Consider the following 20,103-nt stretch of genomic DNA (forward strand, 5'->3'; position numbering starts at 1 on the left):
ATGAAAAGATGAGGAGTTGATATATATGTGTGGGAGATTCCAATTAGCGATCGAATTAGATAGGATATTAGAAAAGTATGGTGTTCTAAAAGCAAATGTAGATTTTTTGCCTCAAAAAGAAATATTTCCGACTAATAAGTCAATTATAGTAGTTAAGAATGGTATAGAAAAGGATATAAAAATGGTAAAATGGGGGTTTACAGCATCGTTTGCTAAAAGACCATTGATAAACGCCCGTAGTGAAACAGTGTCTATTAAACCAACCTTTAAAGACTCCTTTATACAGAGGCGATGTCTTGTACCAGTAAGTGGATATTTTGAATGGAAGAAAGATAGTGGCCAAAGCGTAAAATACATAATCCGCTCTGAAGATAGTATATTTTCTTTAGCAGGGATATATAAATCCTTAAATGACCGCGATGGAAGGGTGATAGAGGAATATACTATATTAACCCGTCCTGCCAACAAGAACATTAGACATATTCATGAAAGAATGCCTGTTATTATAGATAGCAAATATGAAGATGTTTGGCTAAATAAGGATGTTAGGAACATTTCACTACTCAATAATATAATGTCAGATCAAAATATAGAGCTTTTAGCTGAAAGAGTGTAGACTAATAATAACCAAAAATAACCATTTGACTTCGTATATAGTACATGGTAAGATATATCTTGTCGCTGAAAAAACAGCGGCGAAAAAAATGTCGAAAAATGTTGACAAGGTAATAAATATTTGATAGAATATATTTTGTCGCCAAAACGACAGGAAAAACTTTGGACATTGAAAACTAAACAGTGTAAGGAATTAAACCTTAGTTTGAAATAATTCAAGCTAAAAATATAATAAACGCCAGATTTTTTTTAAGAGTTTGATCCTGGCTCAGGATGAACGCTGGCGGCGTGCTTAACACATGCAAGTCGAGCGAGAAGGCTATGACTGATTCTTCGGATGAAGGAATAACTGGAAAGCGGCGGACGGGTGAGTAACGCGTGGGTAACCTGCCTTGTACAGAGGGATAGCCACTGGAAACGGTGATTAATACCTCATAAAACTATAGCGTCGCATGGCGCATTAGTCAAAACTCAGGTGGTACAAGATGGACCCGCGTCTGATTAGCTAGTTGGTGGGGTAAAGGCCTACCAAGGCGACGATCAGTAGCCGACCTGAGAGGGTGATCGGCCACACTGGAACTGAGACACGGTCCAGACTCCTACGGGAGGCAGCAGTGGGGAATATTGCACAATGGGCGAAAGCCTGATGCAGCAACGCCGCGTGAGTGAAGAAGGCTTTCGGGTCGTAAAACTCTGTCCTAAGGGAAGAATAATGACGGTACCTTAGGAGGAAGCCCCGGCTAACTACGTGCCAGCAGCCGCGGTAATACGTAGGGGGCAAGCGTTATCCGGAATCACTGGGCGTAAAGGGTGCGTAGGCGGCCAAATAAGCCAGAGGTGAAAGGCTACGGCTCAACCGTAGTAAGCCTTTGGAACTGTATGGCTTGAGTGCAGGAGAGGAGAGTGGAATTCCTAGTGTAGCGGTGAAATGCGTAGATATTAGGAGGAACACCAGTGGCGAAGGCGACTCTCTGGACTGCAACTGACGCTGAGGCACGAAAGCGTGGGGAGCGAACAGGATTAGATACCCTGGTAGTCCACGCCGTAAACGATGAGTGCTAGGTGTCGGGGGTTCACACCCTCGGTGCCGGAGTTAACGCATTAAGCACTCCGCCTGGGGAGTACGGTCGCAAGACTGAAACTCAAAGGAATTGACGGGGACCCGCACAAGTAGCGGAGCATGTGGTTTAATTCGAAGCAACGCGAAGAACCTTACCAGGACTTGACATCCCTGTGACCGGTACTTAATCGTACCTTTCCCTTCGGGGACAGAGGAGACAGGTGGTGCATGGTTGTCGTCAGCTCGTGTCGTGAGATGTTGGGTTAAGTCCCGCAACGAGCGCAACCCTTGTCTTTAGTTGCCAGCAGGTTAAGCTGGGCACTCTAGAGAGACTGCCGGTGACAAACCGGAGGAAGGTGGGGATGACGTCAAATCATCATGCCCCTTATGTTCTGGGCTACACACGTGCTACAATGGCTGGTACAACGGGAAGCGAATGAGTAATCTGGAGCGAATCCCAAAAAGCCAGTCCCAGTTCGGATTGTGGGCTGCAACTCGCCCACATGAAGTTGGAGTTACTAGTAATCGCGGATCAGAATGTCGCGGTGAATGCGTTCCCGGGTCTTGTACACACCGCCCGTCACACCATGGGAGTTGGGGGCACCCGAAGTCAGCTATCTAACTTTTTAAGAGGAAGCTGCCGAAGGTGAAATCAATGACTGGGGTGAAGTCGTAACAAGGTAGCCGTATCGGAAGGTGCGGCTGGATCACCTCCTTTCTAAGGAGAAAACCTTACACTGTTTAGTTTTGAATGTCTAAGGACATTCAAATTTTGTTCTTTGAAAACTGAACAATGGAGAGAAACAGAATTGCTATAAAAGCAATTTCACTGAGTTAATTTAACTTTTGTAAAAAGGTTTTATTGACTAATATAATGGTCAAGTTATTAAGGGCATAGGGTGAATGCCTTGGCACCAGGAGCCGACGAAGGACGTGGTAAGCTGCGATAAGTCTCGGGTAGCTGCAAGCAAGCTTTGATCCGGGAATTTCCGAATGGGGAAACCCATCTAAGTAAACCTTAGATACCTTCTGCTGAATACATAGGCAGTTGGAGGCAACCAGGGGAACTGAAACATCTAAGTACCCTGAGGAAGAGAAAGAAAAATCGATTCCCTCAGTAGCGGCGAGCGAAAGGGGAAGAGCCCAAACCTAGAGCTACGGCTTTAGGGGTTGTGGATAGAGCCATAAAGAGGAAGGTATTCTAACCGAAGAGGTCTGGAAAGGCCCACCGCAGAAGGTGAAAGTCCTGTAGGTGAAAGAAGAAGATCCTTGGCACTACTCCAGAGTACCACGAGGCACGTGAAACCTTGTGGGAAGCTGGGAGGACCACCTCCCAAGGCTAAATACTACCTGGTGACCGATAGAGGATAGTACCGTGAGGGAAAGGTGAAAAGAACCCCGGGAGGGGAGTGAAATAGAACCTGAAACCCTATGTCTACAAGCAGTGGAAGTTCTTTATATGAACGACCATGTACTTTTTGTAGAACGGGCCAACGAGTTACGGTATGCAGCAAGGTTAAGGACCTTTGGTCTGGAGCCGCAGCGAAAGCGAGTCTTAACTGGGCGAATTTAGTTGCATGCCGTAGACCCGAAACCGGGTGACCTATCCATGGGCAGGATGAAGCGAAAGTAAAATTTCGTGGAGGTCCGAACCGTTTAGCGTTGAAAAGCTATCGGATGACCTGTGGATAGCGGAGAAATTCCAATCGAACTCGGAGATAGCTGGTTCTCCCCGAAATAGCTTTAGGGCTAGCCTCAGATTTAGAGAAACGGAGGTAGAGCACTGAATGGCCTAGGGGGCTTCACCGCCTACCGAAGCCTATCAAACTCCGAATGCCGTATTCTTTTATCTGGGAGTCAGACTGCGGGTGATAAGATTCGTAGTCGAGAGGGAAACAGCCCAGACCATCAGCTAAGGTCCCTAAATACAGATTAAGTGGGAAAGGATGTGGAGCTGCTTAGACAACTAGGATGTTGGCTTAGAAGCAGCCACTCATTTAAAGAGTGCGTAATAGCTCACTAGTCGAGTGGCTCTGCGCCGAAAATTACCGGGGCTCAAATCTGTTACCGAAGCTATGGCTTGGAGTAGGATTAACAGTATCTTTATAGAAGAGTAAAATAGGGTAGTGATTTAGCCGAAAGGCATCAGCTACGCTGTTATTTAGAAAGGGCCTTCGGCCAAATTTTCTAAAGGCTCAAACCTGTGAAGCTAGTGTTAATCCTACTCCAGGGGTAGGGGAGCATTGTATATCGGCTGAAGCTGTACCGTAAGGAGCAGTGGACTTTATACAAGAGAGAATGTTGGCATAAGTAGCGAGAGGTAGGTGAGAATCCTACCCGCCGAAAACCTAAGGTTTCCTGAGGAAGGCTCGTCCGCTCAGGGTAAGTCGGGACCTAAGCCGAGGACGAAAGTCGTAGGCGATGGACAACAGGTGAAGATTCCTGTACCACCACTTTATCGTTTGAGGAATGGAGGGACGCAGGAGGATAGGCAAAGCCCACGGTTGGTTGAGTGGGTTCAAGCCCGTAGGGAGCAGAGATAGGCAAATCCGTCTTTGCAATCCTGAAAGGTGATGAGGAGCGAAAAATAAGTAGCGAACTTGCTGATTCCACACTGACAAGAAAAGCTTCTACCGAGATAAAAGGTGCCCGTACCGTAAACCGACACAGGTAGGTGAGGAGAGAATCCTAAGGCGAGCGAGATAACTACTGTTAAGGAACTCGGCAAAATGACCCCGTAACTTAGGGAGAAGGGGTGCCACGTTAGGGTGAATAGCCCGAGGTGGCCGCAGAGAATAGGCCCAAGCGACTGTTTAGCAAAAACACAGGTCTCTGCTAAATCGAAAGATGATGTATAGGGGCTGACGCCTGCCCGGTGCTGGAAGGTTAAGGGAAGTGGTTAGCGTATGCGAAGCTGTGAACCGAAGCCCCAGTAAACGGCGGCCGTAACTATAACGGTCCTAAGGTAGCGAAATTCCTTGTCGGGTAAGTTCCGACCCGCACGAAAGGCGTAACGATTTGGGCACTGTCTCAACAGTAGGCTCGGTGAAATTGTAGTACCGGTAAAGATGCCGGTTACCCGCAGCAGGACGGAAAGACCCCGTGGAGCTTTACTGTAGCTTGGCACTGGATTTTGGTATTGCATGTACAGGATAGGTGGGAGACTTAGAAGCATGGACGCCAGTTTGTGCGGAGTCGTTGTTGGGATACCACTCTTGTAATACTGAAGTTCTAACCAGAGACCGTGATCCGGTCTTGGGACACTGTCAGGTGGGCAGTTTGACTGGGGCGGTCGCCTCCCAAAAAGTAACGGAGGCGCCCAAAGGTTCCCTCAGCGCGGTTGGAAATCGCGCGAAGAGTGCAAAGGCAGAAGGGAGCTTGATTGCGAGACATACAGGTCGAGCAAGGACGAAAGTCGGGCTTAGTGATCCGGTGGTTCCGAGTGGAAGGGCCATCGCTCAACGGATAAAAGCTACCCCGGGGATAACAGGCTTATCTCCCCCAAGAGTCCACATCGACGGGGAGGTTTGGCACCTCGATGTCGGCTCGTCTCATCCTGGGGCTGTAGTAGGTCCCAAGGGTTGGGCTGTTCGCCCATTAAAGAGGCACGCGAGCTGGGTTCAGAACGTCGTGAGACAGTTCGGTCCCTATCCGCTGTGGGCGCAGGAAATTTGAGAGGAGCTGTCCTTAGTACGAGAGGACCGGGATGGACGTACCTCTGGTGCATCAGTTGTTCCGCCAGGAGCACCGCTGAGTAGCTATGTACGGAAGGGATAAGCGCTGAAGGCATCTAAGCGCGAAGCCCACCTTAAGATAAGATTTCCCATCCATTTATGGATTAAGACCCCAGAAAGACTATCTGGTTGATAGGCCTAAGGTGTAAGGGCAGTAATGTCTTTAGCTGATAGGTACTAATAGGTCGAGGACTTGACCATACTTTCCATTGTTCAGTTTTGAGAGAATAAAGTGATTTATTATCTCTAGCTTAAAATTAAAGTAATTTATTTGCTTGGAGCCAATATATGCCAGGGTGGCGGAACTGGCAGACGCACAGGACTTAAAATCCTGCGGTCCTTAAAGACCGTACCGGTTCGATTCCGGTCCCCGGCACCATCAACAAATTATATATGAATATCGACGCGGGGTGGAGCAGTTGGTAGCTCGTCGGGCTCATAACCCGGAGGTCGCAGGTTCAAGTCCTGTCCCCGCAACCATTTTGGCCCCTTGGTCAAGCGGTTAAGACACCGCCCTTTCACGGCGGTAACAGGGGTTCGAGTCCCCTAGGGGTCACCAAGTTATTTGCTGATGTGCAAATAAACTATTAAAATACGGTCCAGTAGTTCAGTTGGCTAGAACGCTAGCCTGTCACGCTAGAGGTCGAGGGTTCGAGTCCCTTCTGGATCGCCAATTTTAAAATTAGTACTTGCCTTGGAGGGATGCCCGAGTGGCTAAAGGGGGCGGACTGTAAATCCGTTGACTGAGTCTACACTGGTTCGAATCCAGTTCCCTCCACCATTATATGCGGGTATGGCGGAATTGGCAGACGCGCTAGACTTAGGATCTAGTGTCTTGTACGTGGGGGTTCAAGTCCCTCTACCCGCACCAAAATACATGTGCCCATAGCTCAGCTGGATAGAGCAACGGCCTTCTAAGCCGTGTGTCCGGGGTTCGAATCCCTGTGGGCACGCCATATATGACCCATTAGCTCAGTCGGTAGAGCACCTGACTTTTAATCAGGGTGTCCCGCGTTCGAGTCGCGGATGGGTCACCAGTTTTATTTATCTTTATGGATAGATAAGATATGTATTTAATCGGGGTGTAGCGCAGTTTGGTAGCGCATCTGGTTTGGGACCAGAGGGTCGCGGGTTCAAATCCTGCCACCCCGACCATTATTATAATCTAATAAAGTATGGTCCAGTAGTTCAGTTGGCTAGAACGCTAGCCTGTCACGCTAGAGGTCGAGGGTTCGAGTCCCTTCTGGATCGCCAAATATGCCCAGATAGCTCAGTCGGTAGAGCAGGGGACTGAAAATCCCCGTGTCGGTGGTTCGATTCCGCCTCTGGGCACCATAAGATTGCTATGTAAGTTCAATTTTGAAAGAATAAATGAGCAAAAAAACATTGACAATTTGATGAAAACATGGTATCATATATTTTGTCGCTAAGAAAAACAATAGCTGACAAGAAGAGAATAAGAAACATAAAATTCCAAATGAGATACTTTGGATTTGTTCTCAAAATAAACTTCATAAAATGTAAGAGAAGCATATATATCCGGTGACAATAGCGAAGAGGATACACCTGTTCCCATATCGAACACAGAAGTTAAGCTCTTCAGCGCTGATGGTACTTGGCGGGCAGCCGCCTGGGAGAGTAAGTCGTTGCCGGTTTGATATTCCAGAGTAGCTCAATGGTGGAGCAACCGGCTGTTAACCGGTAGGCTGTGAGTTCGAATCTCACCTCTGGAGCCAATATATGCCGGGGTGGCGGAACTGGCAGACGCACAGGACTTAAAATCCTGCGGTCCTTAAAGACCGTACCGGTTCGATTCCGGTCCCCGGCACCATCAACAAAATATATATAAATATCGACGCGGGGTGGAGCAGTTGGTAGCTCGTCGGGCTCATAACCCGGAGGTCGCAGGTTCAAGTCCTGTCCCCGCAACCATTTTGGCCCCTTGGTCAAGCGGTTAAGACACCGCCCTTTCACGGCGGTAACAGGGGTTCGAGTCCCCTAGGGGTCACCAATAATTAGCTTCTAGTAATTAGAAGCTGACTTGGGCGCATAGCTCAGCTGGGAGAGCACCTGCCTTACAAGCAGGGGGTCACAGGTTCAAGTCCTGTTGCGCCCACCAAGTTATTTGCTCATGAGCAAATAAACTTTAAAATACGGTCCAGTAGTTCAGTTGGCTAGAACGCTAGCCTGTCACGCTAGAGGTCGAGGGTTCGAGTCCCTTCTGGATCGCCAATTTTAAAATTAGTACTTGCCTTGGAGGGATGCCCGAGTGGCTAAAGGGGGCGGACTGTAAATCCGTTGACTGAGTCTACACTGGTTCGAATCCAGTTCCCTCCACCATTAAAGCAATTTCATATTATATGCGGGTGTAGCTCAGTGGTAGAGCCCCGGCCTTCCAAGCCGGTTGCGAGGGTTCGATCCCCTTCACCCGCTCCAATTTACAAAAAATATGTGCCCATAGCTCAGCTGGATAGAGCAACGGCCTTCTAAGCCGTGTGTCCGGGGTTCGAATCCCTGTGGGCACGCCATTATAAAATGTTGGGGATTAGCCAAGTCGGTAAGGCAACGGACTTTGACTCCGTCATTCACAGGTTCGAGTCCTGTATCCCCAGCCAAAGATACATAACTAACACTTAAAATTGTATTAAATTAATAAAATAATGACGTTTCTACATTTTTTATTAATTTGAATACCTTAAAGTTAGTTAGTGTTATGACCCATTAGCTCAGTCGGTAGAGCACCTGACTTTTAATCAGGGTGTCCCGCGTTCGAGTCGCGGATGGGTCACCAACAATCTGGAGGGGTGTCCGAGTGGCTTAAGGAGCTGGTCTTGAAAACCAGTGACTCCGCAAGGGGCCGTGGGTTCGAATCCCACCTCCTCCGCCAAATTATGGAGAAGTACTCAAGTAGGCTGAAGAGGACGGTTTGCTAAACCGTTAGGTCGGGTTTACCGGCGCGCGGGTTCGAATCCCGCTTTCTCCGCCATAACTTGGGCCTTTAGCTCAGTTGGTCAGAGCGTCCGGCTCATAACCGGCAGGTCCGGGGTTCGAATCCCTGAAGGCCCACCAAGTTAGCAAAATTTTATTTGTATTTTAGGGGTATAGTTCAGTTGGTAGAACGACGGTCTCCAAAACCGTATGTCGTGGGTTCAAGTCCTGCTACCCCTGCCATACATAATCGGGGTGTAGCGCAGTTTGGTAGCGCATCTGGTTTGGGACCAGAGGGTCGCGGGTTCAAATCCTGCCACCCCGACCATTTTATAACGCATAGAAAATTATAGTTTCTTTCTATAAAGTCTTTATAAGAGACTTTTTTATTATGGGCTTATAGCTCAGCTGGTTAGAGCGCACGCCTGATAAGCGTGAGGTCGGTGGTTCAAGTCCACTTAAGCCCACCAAGCAAAAATTAGTATCAAGAAGCTATGATCTAATAAAATATGGTCCAGTAGTTCAGTTGGCTAGAACGCTAGCCTGTCACGCTAGAGGTCGAGGGTTCGAGTCCCTTCTGGATCGCCATTATGCCCAGATAGCTCAGTCGGTAGAGCAGGGGACTGAAAATCCCCGTGTCGGTGGTTCGATTCCGCCTCTGGGCACCAATAAAACCTATATGCAAATGCATATAGGTTTTTTATTTTTTCATTTAACATTTCATATAAGTTAAGATGAGAAGCTTACTATAAACCTTGGCTCATATATACCTCCTTGAGTATCAACAAAGAAAACTCCTCTATAAAATTATAAATATTATGATCCTTTATCTCATTGTCAACTTTAACTAAGTACTTTAACCTTTCCTTATTACTCATTTCAGACAGGGTAGATTTTGTGTAGTGGAGCTCATTTAAATTGATAAAAGAATACAATTGACCATTTTGAGTATTAACATTTAACAAAGGGATTTTTAATCTAAACTCATTAGTATCTTTTAAAAAAATAAAATCATAGCCACGATTATAAGAGACAAAATCTTGCTTTAAAAGTCCATAAAAGTTACCAGATACTGATAAAAAATCCTTATTTGTCTTGTAATCAACCACTCTCATTTTTAGACCCTTATCAAGCAAAAATTCCTTAGGCATATAGGCAAAGACTTTATTCCTATCGATAAAGCTTAATATATTAAGTGTGGGTAAAAGATGCAATATGTCTTCGTAGTTATGCAATAATATTTTTCTTTTTAGATCTTCATCACCAGTATGTTCATACTTTTTGAATAACCTAACACTTTCACCACCATCTATCGTATCTTCTCTATCAATTCCTAAATACTTTTCTATAGTTTTTAGTTTACAATTATTCAAACCTAACATATCTTTATTTTTTCTTACTACTTTATATAGGTCAAAATTTAAGTATGGGTCAATTCTATAATTTAAGTTATGCTTAGCAAAACGTTTATTTAAGAAAGGTACATCAAAATTTCCACCATTAAATGTAATATAGAAATCAAAGCTTTGAAAAGAATCAATAAAAGCCTCGAGCAATTCTAATTCTTCACTAGAATTGTTACAAAAAAATTGTTTAATGATAATGTTTCCGTTTTCAATATATAGAATCCCAATTAGAATAACTTTATTATAGTTTGAACTTAAACCAGTAGTCTCGATGTCAAATAAAACAAATCTCTTATGTGCAAGAGTTTCAGATAAAATATTAGGAATGAGAAAAGAATTTTTCATTGTATTTTCAATTATATCCATTGCAATACCTCCTGTAGCTGTATCTATATATTATACATCAAAACGTCAAAGAAATGATAGGATATGCCATAGATATTTTATTGATAGAGGAGGAGAAGTGAAAAATTTGTAGAATATATAACACTACAGTCGAAACAATACCTAGGTTGAGATAATATCTCGACTTAATATATTTGCAAAATAGGAGGATTAGATGGTTACCGTTGATACTATTAAAAGAGGCACTAAAAATGGATTTAACACCGTAGTGGAACTAGCAAAAGTTATAATACCTGTATATTTTGCTGTAACAGTATTTAAGCATACCCATGTTTTAGATTACATTGCTTCCGTTTTTCAACCTTTAATGAAGGTCTTTGGTTTGCCAGGGGAAGCTGCAGTTCCTTTGGTTTTAGGAAATGTGCTTAATATTTATGCTGCCATAGGGGCAATAGCATCTATAACATTAACGGCAAAGCAAATAACCATTATTGCAGTTATGCTATCATTCTCACACACTCTACCGGTTGAAACAGCTGTTAGCAAAAAAATGGGAGTTAGTGTTATGGTTGTACTAGTAATAAGAATTGGCTTAGCTGTTATATCTGGGTTAATACTTAATATAGTGATTTAATTTGGAGGGAATTACATATGCTTGATGTAACTACAATAATATCAGAAGGAATACTTGGAGGATTAAAATCTGTTTTAAATATAGCTATAATAGTATTTCCTTTGATGATTGTAATGGAAATTGCTAAGGATTTAAATATACTTGATAAAATTTCAGAGTTTTGTAAGCCGATAACTAAATGGATGGGGGTATCAAAGGAATCAGCTTTTCCATTGGCTATTGGATTAGTATTTGGACTAGCCTATGGAGCAGGGGTTATAATCCAAAGTGCTAAGGAAGGTAATTTAGATAAAAGAAGCTTAATCCTTATCAGTATTTTTTTAGTCTGTTGTCATGCGGTTATTGAAGATAGTTTGATTTTTGTTGCTATTGGAGCAAACGGATTCTTTTTACTTTCAGTGCGCTTGATAACGGCTTTAATACTAACTGTATTAATTTCTAAGAAATTACCTGTGTATGAAGAATAATTTAAAGTAAGACCTATGGAGAGAAGATGGTTTTATTAAAAAAATAAACACATGTACTTTTTTCTAAAAAACATATAGCTAATAGGAATGATTTTCAATAAAAATGAAGAATTGAAATGATAATTGGGTATGAATACTAATAATAACATAGATAGATAGAAGGAATTTAGGGGGAAGTATCGTGAAATTGTTACAAGTTGATGAACTTCAAGATGGAATGTTACTTGCTGAAGATATATATGGAAGGTTCGGAGCTTTGTACTTTGCAAGTGGAGCCATACTTTCTGAAAAAGTCATAAAGGGACTAAAAAAATTAGATGTTCAATATGTCTATGTGGTTGACGATGTAGATGATCAGGAAGAGATTGTTATAGTTGATAATAAGTTAAACTCAGAATATCAAAAGACGGTTAGTAATTTTAAAGATATATTTTTCAATGTAAAAGTAGGCAAGAAGCTAATAGTTAATGAATTTGATGATTCTCTCAAATCATTAGTCGATGAGATTACAAAAAGTAATAATGTACTAGGACGACTTAGGCAGATAGAAATGAATGATGAATATACATATAAACACTCTATAAATGTATCTCTAATAGCTACTATGATTGGTAAATGGATGGGATTTTCTAAGAATGAACTTTATGATCTAGCTATGGCCGGACTACTACATGATATTGGAAAAAGCCGTATTCCAAATGAAATCCTAAATAAGCCAGGGAAGCTTACAGATGAAGAATATGCAATTATGAAGAAACATGCAGATTATGGATATGATATTTTAAAAAATACTTCAGGTATAAATGAAAACGTCATACTTGGAGCACTTGAACACCATGAGAGGGTAGATGGTAAGGGTTATCCATTAGGCCTATATGGCAATAGAATTCACATGTATGGAAAAATAATAGCCGTAGCAGATGTATATGACGCCATGACCTCAAAGAGAGTTTATAAGAATAAAATTTGTCCATTTAGGGTTGCTGAACTCATTTTTCAAGACAGCTTTGGACCACTTGATCCCGTTATAGCCAATACATTTTTAAAAAATATATTTCAATTTTATGTTGGGAATATAGTAAAATTAAATGATAATCAGATAGGAACAGTTATATTAGTTAACAAATATAATCCAACTAGACCCTTGGTCAAAACGCCAGAAGGGTTTATCGATCTATCTCAAAACTACCAATACGAGATTGTTGATGTAATATAAAAAAATGAATGATATAAAGAAAGCTACTGGAAAAGTCAATTAATGTCTTTTCAGTAGCTTTTTTATGCTCAAGAAATATTCTTAGATATGAGAAAATAATATTATATCCTCTTACTTCGTATAAAAACCTTTCTCGAATATATTTTTAATCTTCTGGTGATCATCAGTAATTGAAAGAGCTAACATTAACTTTACTCGTGCTTTTTGTCCATTGAGACTGCCGCCAAAAATCACACCTAGGTCTCTCAATTTTTTTCCTCCACCTTCGTAGCCGTAGGAATCGAGAACTCTCCCCATAGGACATCTTGAAACTAAAACTATCTTTACTCCCTTTAATATTGCATTTTCTATACCACTAACCATTTCAGGAGGAATATTACCTCTACCCATTGCTTCAACAATAATACCCTTAGCCCCTTTTTCAACACAAAAATCTACTAGGGTAGAATCTATTCCAGCATAAGTTTTAATAAGGTACACATTTTCTTCTATATTGTCTGTATCTATATGATGATGTTTTACAATATTCCTATAGAATATAACCTCATCATTGTCTACTATACCTAATGGCCCAAATTCTAGGGACTTAAAGGTGTCAAGACTGAGAGTATGGGTTTTTGTGACTTCACTTGCGGCATTTACTTCATTATTCATAACCACAAGAACTCCCTTACCCTTTGCTTGATCTGAAATTACAGTACATATAGCTGAGGCTAAATTGCTTGGACCGTCGTAGCCCAGTTCAGAACCGTTTCTCATAGCTCCAGCAATAACTATAGGTTTATCTGAAGATATATTTAAATCTAACAAGAAGGCTGTTTCTTCTAGAGTATCTGTACCATGGGTTACTACAACTCCATCAATATCTACTCGTTCAACTAATTTCTTTATCAGCCTTGATAATTCTATCATCTTGTTTGGTGTCATATGGGGGCCAGGTATTCTTTCAAAATTTACTATTTCTATATCCGCAAACTTATCTATGTTTGTTACCATAGACATAATTTCTTCACTAGATAAAGCGGGAATAGCAGCAGAAATTCTAGGGTCTATTTTCATAGATATTGTTCCACCAGTAAAAATGACAGCTACTTTTTTATTAGACATAATTCCCCTCCTAGGCATATATTACAAGTATTATTATTATATAATAACATTTAAAAAGGAAAAATGGTATTAATATATATTAATATCTTAGAAGGGAAATTTTCTACAAAAAAGAGCAAAAGATCTACCTTTTGGTAAATCTTTTGCTAGGGGTATTGGGAATAGAGATTATATGATTGAGGTTTTCCAGGGGGATAACCACAAAAAAATTATAACAAAATTCGACATCAAATGCAAGAAAAAGTCGCAAAAAAGTGAAAAAATATTAAGAATTTCAAAAAAAGGATATTTTCAAAGGAAAATATTGGATGAATTAGGGGTGGAGTTCAATAAAATAGGACCAATGAATAAAAAATATATGTTTAGATTTTTTGCATAGCTAATAGGGATAAAATTTATGGTATAATTATGTAGAAAAAAAATTATAGAACTGAATTATTCTTGAAAAGTTGGAACGATGACAGTAAAGTTTTGAATTTTTAATGAATAATCTGGCTTAAGATGTAGAAAAGAATTTAGGAGGAAAAAAATGGAGTCAAAACTAAAGGTAAATCTTTTAAGATACACGCCTGATGCAGAAAAGCTAGTAGCTTCGGCAGCTAAACTTTGCTATTCATCGGTGGGAGTAGATAAAATAGAAGACAAATTAACAGATGAAAATACTGAGAAATTTTTAGCTATGTTGATGGGCATAGGTCATGAGTCACCAATAGAACATGTTAGTTTTACCTTTGGCGTTGAAGGTATTAGTAGGGTATTAACCCATCAATTAGTAAGACATAGAATAGGATGTTCATATTCACAGCAATCACAGAGATATGTTAAGCTTGACCAATTTGAATATATAATCCCTCCAGCTATTGAATGTATTCCAGAGGCTAAAGAAAAATTCATTGAAGCTATGGAGAACGATCAAAGGTACTATGACGAGTTAGTAGAGATACTTTTGGACAAGCATTATAACACATATAAAGAAGAGGGATATAGCGATAAAGATGCAAAGAGACTAGCGGAAAAGAAATCTATCGAAGATGCTAGATATGTTTTTCCAAATGCATGTGAGACTAAGATAGTATTTACTATGAATGCTAGGGCACTTTTCAATTTCTTTAAACATAGATGCTGCAATAGAGCTCAGTGGGAGATAAGGGAATTAGCAACAGAGATGGTTAAACAGGTAAAAAAAGCAGCTCCAACCCTATTTAAGTATGCTGGACCTAACTGTTTAAATAAACCATGTCCAGAGGGAAATATGACTTGTGGAAAGATAAAGGAAATCAGAGATAAGTTTAATAGTTTATAATATGGATTTAAGTGAGGCTATCTTATAATACATAGGAAATTATAAACTTCTCAAAATTGTGGATAGATATAATTTCCGTTATGTATTTCAACAAAGTCAACTTTGAGAATCTTTATAAAAGACTTTGTTTTAAGGATATCTCTTAAGTTCATACACTGGGGTGTTTCAAAATGAATGGAGCTAAAGGTTTTGAAATTTGTCTGGTTTGCTAATGCTTACGTATATGTCAAATTGATAAAATTTCAAATAATGTAGTAGTTCGTCATTTTGAGGCACTCCTTTTTATAAACAGGACAAAAAAATATCTGAATACAAGCCCTATCTTTACAAAAACTATTGGGTAAGATAGAATATGGAAAGAAAAATGTGGTAGGAGTGTTTGAAATGGAAGCTTACTTAGATAATGGTGCTACTACAAGGCCAAATGAAGAGGTAATTGATATTATGGTGAAATCAATGAGAGAAGATTATGGTAACCCCTCTTCACTTCATCGTAAAGGTGTTGAAATAGAAAAGCTGATTAAAAGAGCTAGAAAACAAGTGGCAAAGGCCATAGGAGCCGGCGAAGGAGAAGTTTACTTTACCTCAGGAGGAACAGAATCGAATAACCTTGCTATTTTAGGAGTATTAGAGGGTAACAAGCGAAAGGGAAACCATATAATTACTACCAAAATTGAACACCCATCGGTATTAAATGTATTTAATGCATTAGAAGAAAGCGGATATGAAGTCTCTTACTTAAGTGTAGATAAGAATGGTCAAATAAGCATAGATGAGTTAAAAAATGTCTTAAGAGATGAAACCGTTTTAATAAGTATAATGTATGTAAATAATGAAGTGGGAGCAATACAGCCCATATCAGAAGTGACTAAAGTTATTAACAGTAGAAAAAATAAACCCCTACTTCATGTTGATGCTATACAAGCCTTTGGAAAAATAAAGCTTAATGTAAAGAAGCAAAATATTGATTTAATGTCTATAAGCGGACACAAGATTCATGGACCAAAGGGAATTGGAGCATTATATGTGAAAAAGGGTATCAAAATAAAGTCAATGATTTTTGGAGGAAATCAAGAATTAGGACTTAGATCAGGTACTGAAAATGTTCCTGGAATTCTTGGCTTAGGAGTAGCTGCTGAATGGGTGAAGAAGGATTTTGAATCCAATACTAAGAAGATGAATGAATTAAAGATAAGACTGCTAAATGGTATTCAGAATAATTTGCAACAAGTAAAAGTAAATGGAGACTCTTTAGAAGGGACTGCTCCCCATATATTAAATATATCCTTTGAAGGAATCAGAGGTGAGGTCTTATTACATACGTTAGAGCAAGAAGGGATATACGTTTCAACAGGCTCTGCATGCTCTTCTAATAAAAAGAAAGCCTTTAGTCATGTTTTGAAGGAAATGGCCCTTACTGAGGATCAGATGGAAGGGGCTATAAGATTTAGCTTAAGCCCTCATAACACAGTGGAAGAGATTGATTATACGATTGATAAGTTAAAATATATCGTTGAAGATTTAAGAAAAGTCATTGCTAGGAGATGATAATATGGAAAAGGTACTAATAGTAAGATATGGAGAGATAAGTTTAAAGGGATTGAACAGACCATACTTTGAAAATACTCTTTTGAAAAACATCAGAAAGGCTTTAAAAAGTATAGGAGATATAAAGCCATATAAGGCCCATGGTAGAGTTTATGTAGATCTAGAAGGACAGGATGTAGATGAGATAATTGAAGTAGTTACAAAGGTGTTTGGTATAGTTTCAGTAAGTGTAGCATATATTTTTGAAGCAGACATAGATAAAATATGCGAAGTAGCTTTAGAACATGCCAGAGAGTGTATTGAAGAAGATGGTGTCAAAACATTTAAGGTAGAATCAAAACGCGGTAACAAAAAGTTCCATATGAAATCACCTGAAATTTCAAGAACCGTAGGTGGGTATGTATTATCAAATGCCGAAGGTTTAGAGGTGGATGTTCACAATCCAGATGTGGTAATAAACGTAGAAGTGAGAGATAAGGCCTATGTATACTCAAGGAAAATTCCTGGCTTTGGAGGAATGCCTTATACAACCAGTGGAAAGGCTATGCTTCTGCTTTCAGGAGGTATAGATAGTCCAGTTGCCGGTTGGCTTGTTGCTAAAAGAGGAGTAGAGATAGAGGCTATACACTATCATAGCTATCCATTTACTAGCGATAGAGCAAAGGAAAAGGTAATAGATCTAGCTAGGATTTTGAGTAAATATTGTGGAAGAATCAGATTACACTCTGTTAATCTTTTAAATATACAAAAGGCAATCAATGAAAATTGCCCAGCTGAGCAGATGACAATACTTTCTAGAAGATTTATGATGGGTATAGCTGAGAAAGTAGCTTCAGAAAGAAAATGTAAGGCCTTAGTTACAGGAGAAAGTATTGGCCAAGTTGCCAGTCAGACTTTAGAAAGTATTAACGTAACAAATGATACAGTAAGTATGCCGGTATTTAGGCCGCTTATTGCAATGGACAAAGTAGATATAGTAAAGATCTCTAAAGATATTGACACATATGAAACATCGATATTACCATTTGAGGATTGTTGTACTGTGTTTTTACCAGATAGGCCAGTAACAAAACCTAGACTTGAAAAGATTATTGAGTCTGAAAAACTAATAGATGTTGAAGGTCTGATTAATGAAGCCGTTGAAAATATGGAAGTTATTGTAGTAAAGACAGAAGACTAATCTTTACAGACCTATACTGAAAATGGGGGTAATTATTTGAGGAAATTTATACTTAGATGGATATCCATGGCTGTATCTCTGATTGTAATTGCTAGACTTTTTGATAATATTTATATAGCAGGATTCTCTACAGCACTATGGGCTGCGGCGATATTTGGTATAGCTAACACAATTATAAAGCCAATATTAGTTATTCTTACGTTACCTGTAAATATTTTGACATTAGGATTATTTACCTTTGTCATAAATGGCATGATATTAAAGCTAAGTGCGGGTATTGTGTCAGGGTTCAATGTAGGAGGACTATTTGGAGCTATTATAGCTTCAATAATACTGAGTATTGTAAATATATTAATAACGGGATTTCTTGGAGTGTCAGATGATTAAAAAAATGGTGTCAGAAATGACACCTTTTTTTGATTTTTGAAGAAAAAATGCGAGCATGATAGCTAATACTCCTATTTTGACAAAATTAGAATCAGAACTTACAAAAACAGCTAAATTTCACTGAAGGAAAAGAAAGTAGATTAAAGAATATTAATATAGAGATTCCAGTCAAAGCTTTAAGATTTACTTGGAACTCTCTACATATGCAATGAAGATATGGCATACAAAAGAAGAAAAATATAGGAGGGATATGATTGCGACTTAAATTAGAAGTGGAAAACAATGTATTAATTGTCTATCTAGATGGGGAATTGGACCATCATTCTACTGAAGAGGTAAGGGAAGATATCGACAATGCTATTGATTCAAAGAATATTCAGAACTTAATTTTTGAGCTTTCAGGTATGAAGTTTATGGATAGCTCAGGAATAGGGGTTGTTATTGGAAGATATAAAAAGATAGATAAATTAGGAGGTAAAGTTGGAGTTGTAAATTCCAATCCCCATGTTGATAGAATATTCCAGATGGCTGGAATATTTAAGATTATCCATAAGTACGAAACTAAAGAAGAAGCTTTAGCCAATATGTAAAGGGGTGAACAGATTGAATTTTGATAACTATATGAAGATAAAGTTTTCAAGCAAATCTCAGAATGAGTCTTTTGCCAGAGTTGTTGTTGCATCATTTGTATCGCAGCTAGACCCAACTATTGAAGAACTTGCAGATATAAAGACTGCTGTCTCAGAAGCAGTAACAAACGCAATAATTCATGGCTATAACAGCCCAAATGAAGAAGTAGTTATAGAATGTGGAATTATTGGAAATACTATAACAATTGTTATAGAAGATTATGGAAAAGGAATTAAGGATATTGAGCTTGCTAGACAACCTTTATACACATCAAAGCCTGAATTAGAAAGATCTGGTATGGGCTTTACAGTAATGGAAACATTTATGGATGAAATATATATTGAATCTGAAGAGGGTAAAGGAACAAAGATAAATATGGTAAAAAAAATAAAGGTTATAGAAAATGAGGAGTAGATATTATGGGGTGACTGCTTCATTTGAGGAAAACAATAACTTCAGCACAGAAAGAACGCTTAAGCTTATTGAGATGTCACAAAACGGTGATAAAGAGGCTCAGGCTACATTAGTTGATGAAAATCTAGGACTTGTAAAGAGTTTAGTAAGTAGATTTGATAATAGAGGGTATGAGAGAGACGATATATTTCAGTTGGGATGCATCGGTTTAATAAAAGCAATACATAAGTTTGATGCTACATACGGTGTAAGATTTTCCACATATGCAGTTCCAATGATTATAGGGGAAATCAAAAGATTTTTAAGAGATGATGGAATTATAAAGGTGAGCAGAAGCTTAAAGCAAATAGCTACAAAGGTAAAAATCACCAAGGAAACTATGTCTAAGAAGTTAGGACGAGAACCGACAATACAGGAGATAGCTGATGAGCTAAAGATTGACAAAGAAGAAATTGTATTAGCATTAGAATCCAGCGCTAAACCCGACTACCTATATGATGTTATACATCAAAATGATGGGTCACCGATACACTTAATTGACAAAATAAGCGAAACAAAGAGCACTGATAATGAAAAAATTATAGATAAAATTGCGTTAAAGGAAGCTTTAAGCAAGCTAAAACCTCGGGAAAGACAGATTATAATATTAAGGTATTTTAAGGATAGAACTCAATCAGAGATAGCGAAAGGATTAGGTATCTCTCAGGTTCAGGTATCAAGAATTGAAAAAAAGGTATTGGAAATAATGAAGAATATTTTAGAAAAGGCATGAGAAAATCGTGTCTTTATTTTTTTGGAATTAAGAAAAGGAAATATGGTTAATACTATACTTAAGAAGTGCTTATAAAACTGAGGAAATCACATGATATATGTAAACAATTCCCAAATTAAACATGTCGTCAATTATTCAAGTTTCTAGACTAAGAAATGTTATGAGGTGACTAAAAATGAAGACTTCTAAAAATAGTAAAAGGATATTAATAGTGTTTTTGGTTATGATTTCTGTTACTTCCTTTTATTATGCATATAAGAAATTTAAGATTAACAGACCAATCTCAGCTAAATTAGTTTTGAATGATTTTAACCTTAACGATAATCTCTATAAAGAGTTGTAAACAATCTCTAGGAG

General features: G+C 39.3%; 15 protein-coding genes, 30 tRNA genes and 3 rRNA genes. 46 read left to right on the forward strand and 2 right to left on the reverse strand.

Going from position 1 to position 20,103, the window contains the following annotated elements; translation table 11 throughout:
- Positions 1 to 25: 25 nt before the first annotated feature.
- The 34 genes from R9X47_RS26145 (at position 26) to R9X47_RS26310 (ending at position 9,005) form a co-directional block, all read left to right on the forward strand.
- A complete protein-coding gene (locus R9X47_RS26145; protein WP_432664023.1) occupies positions 26 to 616 on the forward strand; it encodes an SOS response-associated peptidase in 591 nt (196 codons plus the stop codon).
- Between the two features lie 244 nt (positions 617 to 860).
- A 16S ribosomal RNA gene (locus R9X47_RS26150) occupies positions 861 to 2,393 on the forward strand.
- 158 nt (positions 2,394 to 2,551) lie between these two features.
- Positions 2,552 to 5,610: ribosomal RNA gene (locus R9X47_RS26155) — 23S ribosomal RNA — on the forward strand.
- 89 nt (positions 5,611 to 5,699) lie between these two features.
- Positions 5,700 to 5,788 (forward strand) — tRNA-Leu (locus tag R9X47_RS26160).
- 25 nt (positions 5,789 to 5,813) lie between these two features.
- Positions 5,814 to 5,889 (forward strand) — tRNA-Met (locus tag R9X47_RS26165).
- A gap of 4 nt (positions 5,890 to 5,893) precedes the next feature.
- Positions 5,894 to 5,968, forward strand: a tRNA-Glu gene (locus R9X47_RS26170).
- A gap of 37 nt (positions 5,969 to 6,005) precedes the next feature.
- Positions 6,006 to 6,082, forward strand: a tRNA-Asp gene (locus tag R9X47_RS26175).
- Positions 6,083 to 6,105: 23 nt separating this feature from the next.
- A tRNA-Tyr gene (locus R9X47_RS26180) sits at positions 6,106 to 6,190 on the forward strand.
- 6 nt (positions 6,191 to 6,196) lie between these two features.
- Positions 6,197 to 6,280, forward strand: a tRNA-Leu gene (locus R9X47_RS26185).
- Positions 6,281 to 6,288: 8 nt separating this feature from the next.
- Positions 6,289 to 6,365, forward strand: a tRNA-Arg gene (locus tag R9X47_RS26190).
- A 5-nt stretch (positions 6,366 to 6,370) separates the two neighbouring features.
- Positions 6,371 to 6,446: transfer RNA gene (locus tag R9X47_RS26195), tRNA-Lys, on the forward strand.
- Positions 6,447 to 6,487: 41 nt separating this feature from the next.
- A tRNA-Pro gene (locus R9X47_RS26200) sits at positions 6,488 to 6,564 on the forward strand.
- A gap of 22 nt (positions 6,565 to 6,586) precedes the next feature.
- Positions 6,587 to 6,663, forward strand: a tRNA-Asp gene (locus R9X47_RS26205).
- A 5-nt stretch (positions 6,664 to 6,668) separates the two neighbouring features.
- Positions 6,669 to 6,744 (forward strand) — tRNA-Phe (locus R9X47_RS26210).
- Between the two features lie 203 nt (positions 6,745 to 6,947).
- Positions 6,948 to 7,064 (forward strand): 5S ribosomal RNA (gene rrf / locus R9X47_RS26215).
- Together the 16S, 23S and 5S rRNA genes with 30 tRNA genes alongside form the textbook arrangement of a ribosomal RNA operon.
- Positions 7,065 to 7,070: 6 nt before the next feature.
- A tRNA-Asn gene (locus R9X47_RS26220) sits at positions 7,071 to 7,145 on the forward strand.
- A 6-nt stretch (positions 7,146 to 7,151) separates the two neighbouring features.
- Positions 7,152 to 7,240 (forward strand) — tRNA-Leu (locus tag R9X47_RS26225).
- A 25-nt stretch (positions 7,241 to 7,265) separates the two neighbouring features.
- Positions 7,266 to 7,341 (forward strand) — tRNA-Met (locus R9X47_RS26230).
- Between the two features lie 4 nt (positions 7,342 to 7,345).
- Positions 7,346 to 7,420, forward strand: a tRNA-Glu gene (locus R9X47_RS26235).
- A gap of 32 nt (positions 7,421 to 7,452) precedes the next feature.
- A tRNA-Val gene (locus R9X47_RS26240) sits at positions 7,453 to 7,528 on the forward strand.
- A gap of 36 nt (positions 7,529 to 7,564) precedes the next feature.
- Positions 7,565 to 7,641, forward strand: a tRNA-Asp gene (locus R9X47_RS26245).
- A 23-nt stretch (positions 7,642 to 7,664) separates the two neighbouring features.
- Positions 7,665 to 7,749 (forward strand) — tRNA-Tyr (locus R9X47_RS26250).
- Positions 7,750 to 7,771: 22 nt separating this feature from the next.
- Positions 7,772 to 7,845: transfer RNA gene (locus R9X47_RS26255), tRNA-Gly, on the forward strand.
- Positions 7,846 to 7,860: 15 nt separating this feature from the next.
- Positions 7,861 to 7,937: transfer RNA gene (locus tag R9X47_RS26260), tRNA-Arg, on the forward strand.
- A gap of 11 nt (positions 7,938 to 7,948) precedes the next feature.
- Positions 7,949 to 8,024: transfer RNA gene (locus R9X47_RS26265), tRNA-Gln, on the forward strand.
- Between the two features lie 100 nt (positions 8,025 to 8,124).
- Positions 8,125 to 8,200: transfer RNA gene (locus R9X47_RS26270), tRNA-Lys, on the forward strand.
- A gap of 7 nt (positions 8,201 to 8,207) precedes the next feature.
- Positions 8,208 to 8,296 (forward strand) — tRNA-Ser (locus tag R9X47_RS26275).
- Positions 8,297 to 8,302: 6 nt separating this feature from the next.
- Positions 8,303 to 8,395, forward strand: a tRNA-Ser gene (locus tag R9X47_RS26280).
- Positions 8,396 to 8,401: 6 nt separating this feature from the next.
- A tRNA-Ile gene (locus R9X47_RS26285) sits at positions 8,402 to 8,478 on the forward strand.
- 26 nt (positions 8,479 to 8,504) lie between these two features.
- Positions 8,505 to 8,580, forward strand: a tRNA-Trp gene (locus R9X47_RS26290).
- Positions 8,581 to 8,588: 8 nt separating this feature from the next.
- Positions 8,589 to 8,665, forward strand: a tRNA-Pro gene (locus R9X47_RS26295).
- A gap of 65 nt (positions 8,666 to 8,730) precedes the next feature.
- Positions 8,731 to 8,807 (forward strand) — tRNA-Ile (locus R9X47_RS26300).
- A 41-nt stretch (positions 8,808 to 8,848) separates the two neighbouring features.
- A tRNA-Asp gene (locus R9X47_RS26305) sits at positions 8,849 to 8,925 on the forward strand.
- Positions 8,926 to 8,929: 4 nt separating this feature from the next.
- A tRNA-Phe gene (locus tag R9X47_RS26310) sits at positions 8,930 to 9,005 on the forward strand.
- 78 nt (positions 9,006 to 9,083) lie between these two features.
- On the opposite strand, the gene R9X47_RS26315 is transcribed toward R9X47_RS26310, so the two are convergent.
- Entirely contained in the window at positions 9,084 to 10,109 is a 1,026-nt protein-coding gene (locus R9X47_RS26315) for a ribonuclease H-like domain-containing protein (RefSeq protein ID WP_432664024.1), read from the reverse strand.
- Positions 10,110 to 10,302: 193 nt separating this feature from the next.
- Here R9X47_RS26315 and R9X47_RS26320 point away from each other — a divergent pair, with 193 nt between their 5' ends.
- The 3 genes from R9X47_RS26320 to R9X47_RS26330 all read left to right on the forward strand — a co-directional run bounded on the left by R9X47_RS26320 (position 10,303) and on the right by R9X47_RS26330 (position 12,405).
- Entirely contained in the window at positions 10,303 to 10,722 is a 420-nt protein-coding gene (locus R9X47_RS26320) for a nucleoside recognition domain-containing protein (protein WP_432664025.1), read from the forward strand.
- A 17-nt stretch (positions 10,723 to 10,739) separates the two neighbouring features.
- Positions 10,740 to 11,189, forward strand: coding sequence for a nucleoside recognition domain-containing protein (locus tag R9X47_RS26325; RefSeq protein ID WP_432664026.1), 450 nt, complete (start codon positions 10,740 to 10,742; stop codon positions 11,187 to 11,189).
- A 181-nt stretch (positions 11,190 to 11,370) separates the two neighbouring features.
- Positions 11,371 to 12,405 (forward strand): HD-GYP domain-containing protein, encoded by a 1,035-nt coding sequence (locus R9X47_RS26330; protein ID WP_432664027.1) that lies wholly within the window; start codon positions 11,371 to 11,373, stop codon positions 12,403 to 12,405.
- A 111-nt stretch (positions 12,406 to 12,516) separates the two neighbouring features.
- Here R9X47_RS26330 and R9X47_RS26335 read toward each other — a convergent pair whose 3' ends face one another.
- A complete protein-coding gene (locus tag R9X47_RS26335; RefSeq protein WP_432664028.1) occupies positions 12,517 to 13,512 on the reverse strand; it encodes an asparaginase in 996 nt (331 codons plus the stop codon).
- A 172-nt stretch (positions 13,513 to 13,684) separates the two neighbouring features.
- On the opposite strand from R9X47_RS26335, the gene R9X47_RS26340 reads away from it, so the two are divergent.
- From R9X47_RS26340 to R9X47_RS26380, 9 genes are all read left to right on the forward strand, one after another.
- Positions 13,685 to 13,891: a hypothetical protein gene (locus tag R9X47_RS26340; protein WP_432664029.1), complete on the forward strand. Its 207-nt coding sequence runs from the start codon at positions 13,685 to 13,687 to the stop codon at positions 13,889 to 13,891.
- A 150-nt stretch (positions 13,892 to 14,041) separates the two neighbouring features.
- Positions 14,042 to 14,815 carry an FAD-dependent thymidylate synthase gene (thyX, locus tag R9X47_RS26345; RefSeq protein ID WP_432664030.1) on the forward strand — a complete coding sequence of 258 codons (774 nt, stop codon included), beginning with the start codon at positions 14,042 to 14,044 and terminating at the stop codon, positions 14,813 to 14,815.
- 384 nt (positions 14,816 to 15,199) lie between these two features.
- On the forward strand, positions 15,200 to 16,363 hold the full coding sequence (locus R9X47_RS26350; protein ID WP_432664031.1) for a cysteine desulfurase family protein: 1,164 nt from the start codon (positions 15,200 to 15,202) through the stop codon (positions 16,361 to 16,363).
- Between the two features lie 4 nt (positions 16,364 to 16,367).
- Positions 16,368 to 17,543, forward strand: coding sequence for a tRNA uracil 4-sulfurtransferase ThiI (thiI, locus tag R9X47_RS26355; protein WP_432664032.1), 1,176 nt, complete (start codon positions 16,368 to 16,370; stop codon positions 17,541 to 17,543).
- A gap of 36 nt (positions 17,544 to 17,579) precedes the next feature.
- A complete protein-coding gene (locus R9X47_RS26360; RefSeq protein ID WP_432664033.1) occupies positions 17,580 to 17,930 on the forward strand; it encodes a phage holin family protein in 351 nt (116 codons plus the stop codon).
- A 254-nt stretch (positions 17,931 to 18,184) separates the two neighbouring features.
- Entirely contained in the window at positions 18,185 to 18,520 is a 336-nt protein-coding gene (spoIIAA, locus tag R9X47_RS26365; RefSeq protein ID WP_432664034.1) for an anti-sigma F factor antagonist, read from the forward strand.
- A gap of 31 nt (positions 18,521 to 18,551) precedes the next feature.
- Positions 18,552 to 18,974: an anti-sigma F factor gene (spoIIAB, locus tag R9X47_RS26370; RefSeq protein ID WP_432667699.1), complete on the forward strand. Its 423-nt coding sequence runs from the start codon at positions 18,552 to 18,554 to the stop codon at positions 18,972 to 18,974.
- Positions 18,975 to 19,047: 73 nt separating this feature from the next.
- Positions 19,048 to 19,746, forward strand: coding sequence for an RNA polymerase sporulation sigma factor SigF (gene sigF / locus R9X47_RS26375; RefSeq protein WP_432667700.1), 699 nt, complete (start codon positions 19,048 to 19,050; stop codon positions 19,744 to 19,746).
- A gap of 175 nt (positions 19,747 to 19,921) precedes the next feature.
- Entirely contained in the window at positions 19,922 to 20,089 is a 168-nt protein-coding gene (locus tag R9X47_RS26380) for a hypothetical protein (protein ID WP_432664035.1), read from the forward strand.
- Positions 20,090 to 20,103: the final 14 nt, after the last annotated feature.

This window comes from Wukongibacter baidiensis, assembly GCF_050888315.1.
Lineage (GTDB): Bacteria > Bacillota > Clostridia > Peptostreptococcales > Caminicellaceae > Wukongibacter > Wukongibacter baidiensis.

Bases quoted from the DNA above. Each gene is read 5' to 3' on its own strand.
- thyX (WP_432664030.1), top strand. From the start codon at position 14,042: ATGGAGTCAAAACTAAAGGTAAATCTTTTAAGATACACGCCTGATGCA.
- sigF (WP_432667700.1), top strand. From the start codon at position 19,048: ATGTCACAAAACGGTGATAAAGAGGCTCAGGCTACATTAGTTGATGAA.
- R9X47_RS26145 (WP_432664023.1), top strand. From the start codon at position 26: ATGTGTGGGAGATTCCAATTAGCGATCGAATTAGATAGGATATTAGAA.
- R9X47_RS26340 (WP_432664029.1), top strand. From the start codon at position 13,685: ATGATTGAGGTTTTCCAGGGGGATAACCACAAAAAAATTATAACAAAA.
- R9X47_RS26380 (WP_432664035.1), top strand. From the start codon at position 19,922: ATGAAGACTTCTAAAAATAGTAAAAGGATATTAATAGTGTTTTTGGTT.
- R9X47_RS26315 (WP_432664024.1), bottom strand. From the start codon at position 10,109: ATGGATATAATTGAAAATACAATGAAAAATTCTTTTCTCATTCCTAAT.
- R9X47_RS26320 (WP_432664025.1), top strand. From the start codon at position 10,303: ATGGTTACCGTTGATACTATTAAAAGAGGCACTAAAAATGGATTTAAC.
- spoIIAB (WP_432667699.1), top strand. From the start codon at position 18,552: ATGAAGATAAAGTTTTCAAGCAAATCTCAGAATGAGTCTTTTGCCAGA.
- R9X47_RS26350 (WP_432664031.1), top strand. From the start codon at position 15,200: ATGGAAGCTTACTTAGATAATGGTGCTACTACAAGGCCAAATGAAGAG.
- R9X47_RS26335 (WP_432664028.1), bottom strand. From the start codon at position 13,512: ATGTCTAATAAAAAAGTAGCTGTCATTTTTACTGGTGGAACAATATCT.
- R9X47_RS26325 (WP_432664026.1), top strand. From the start codon at position 10,740: ATGCTTGATGTAACTACAATAATATCAGAAGGAATACTTGGAGGATTA.
- thiI (WP_432664032.1), top strand. From the start codon at position 16,368: ATGGAAAAGGTACTAATAGTAAGATATGGAGAGATAAGTTTAAAGGGA.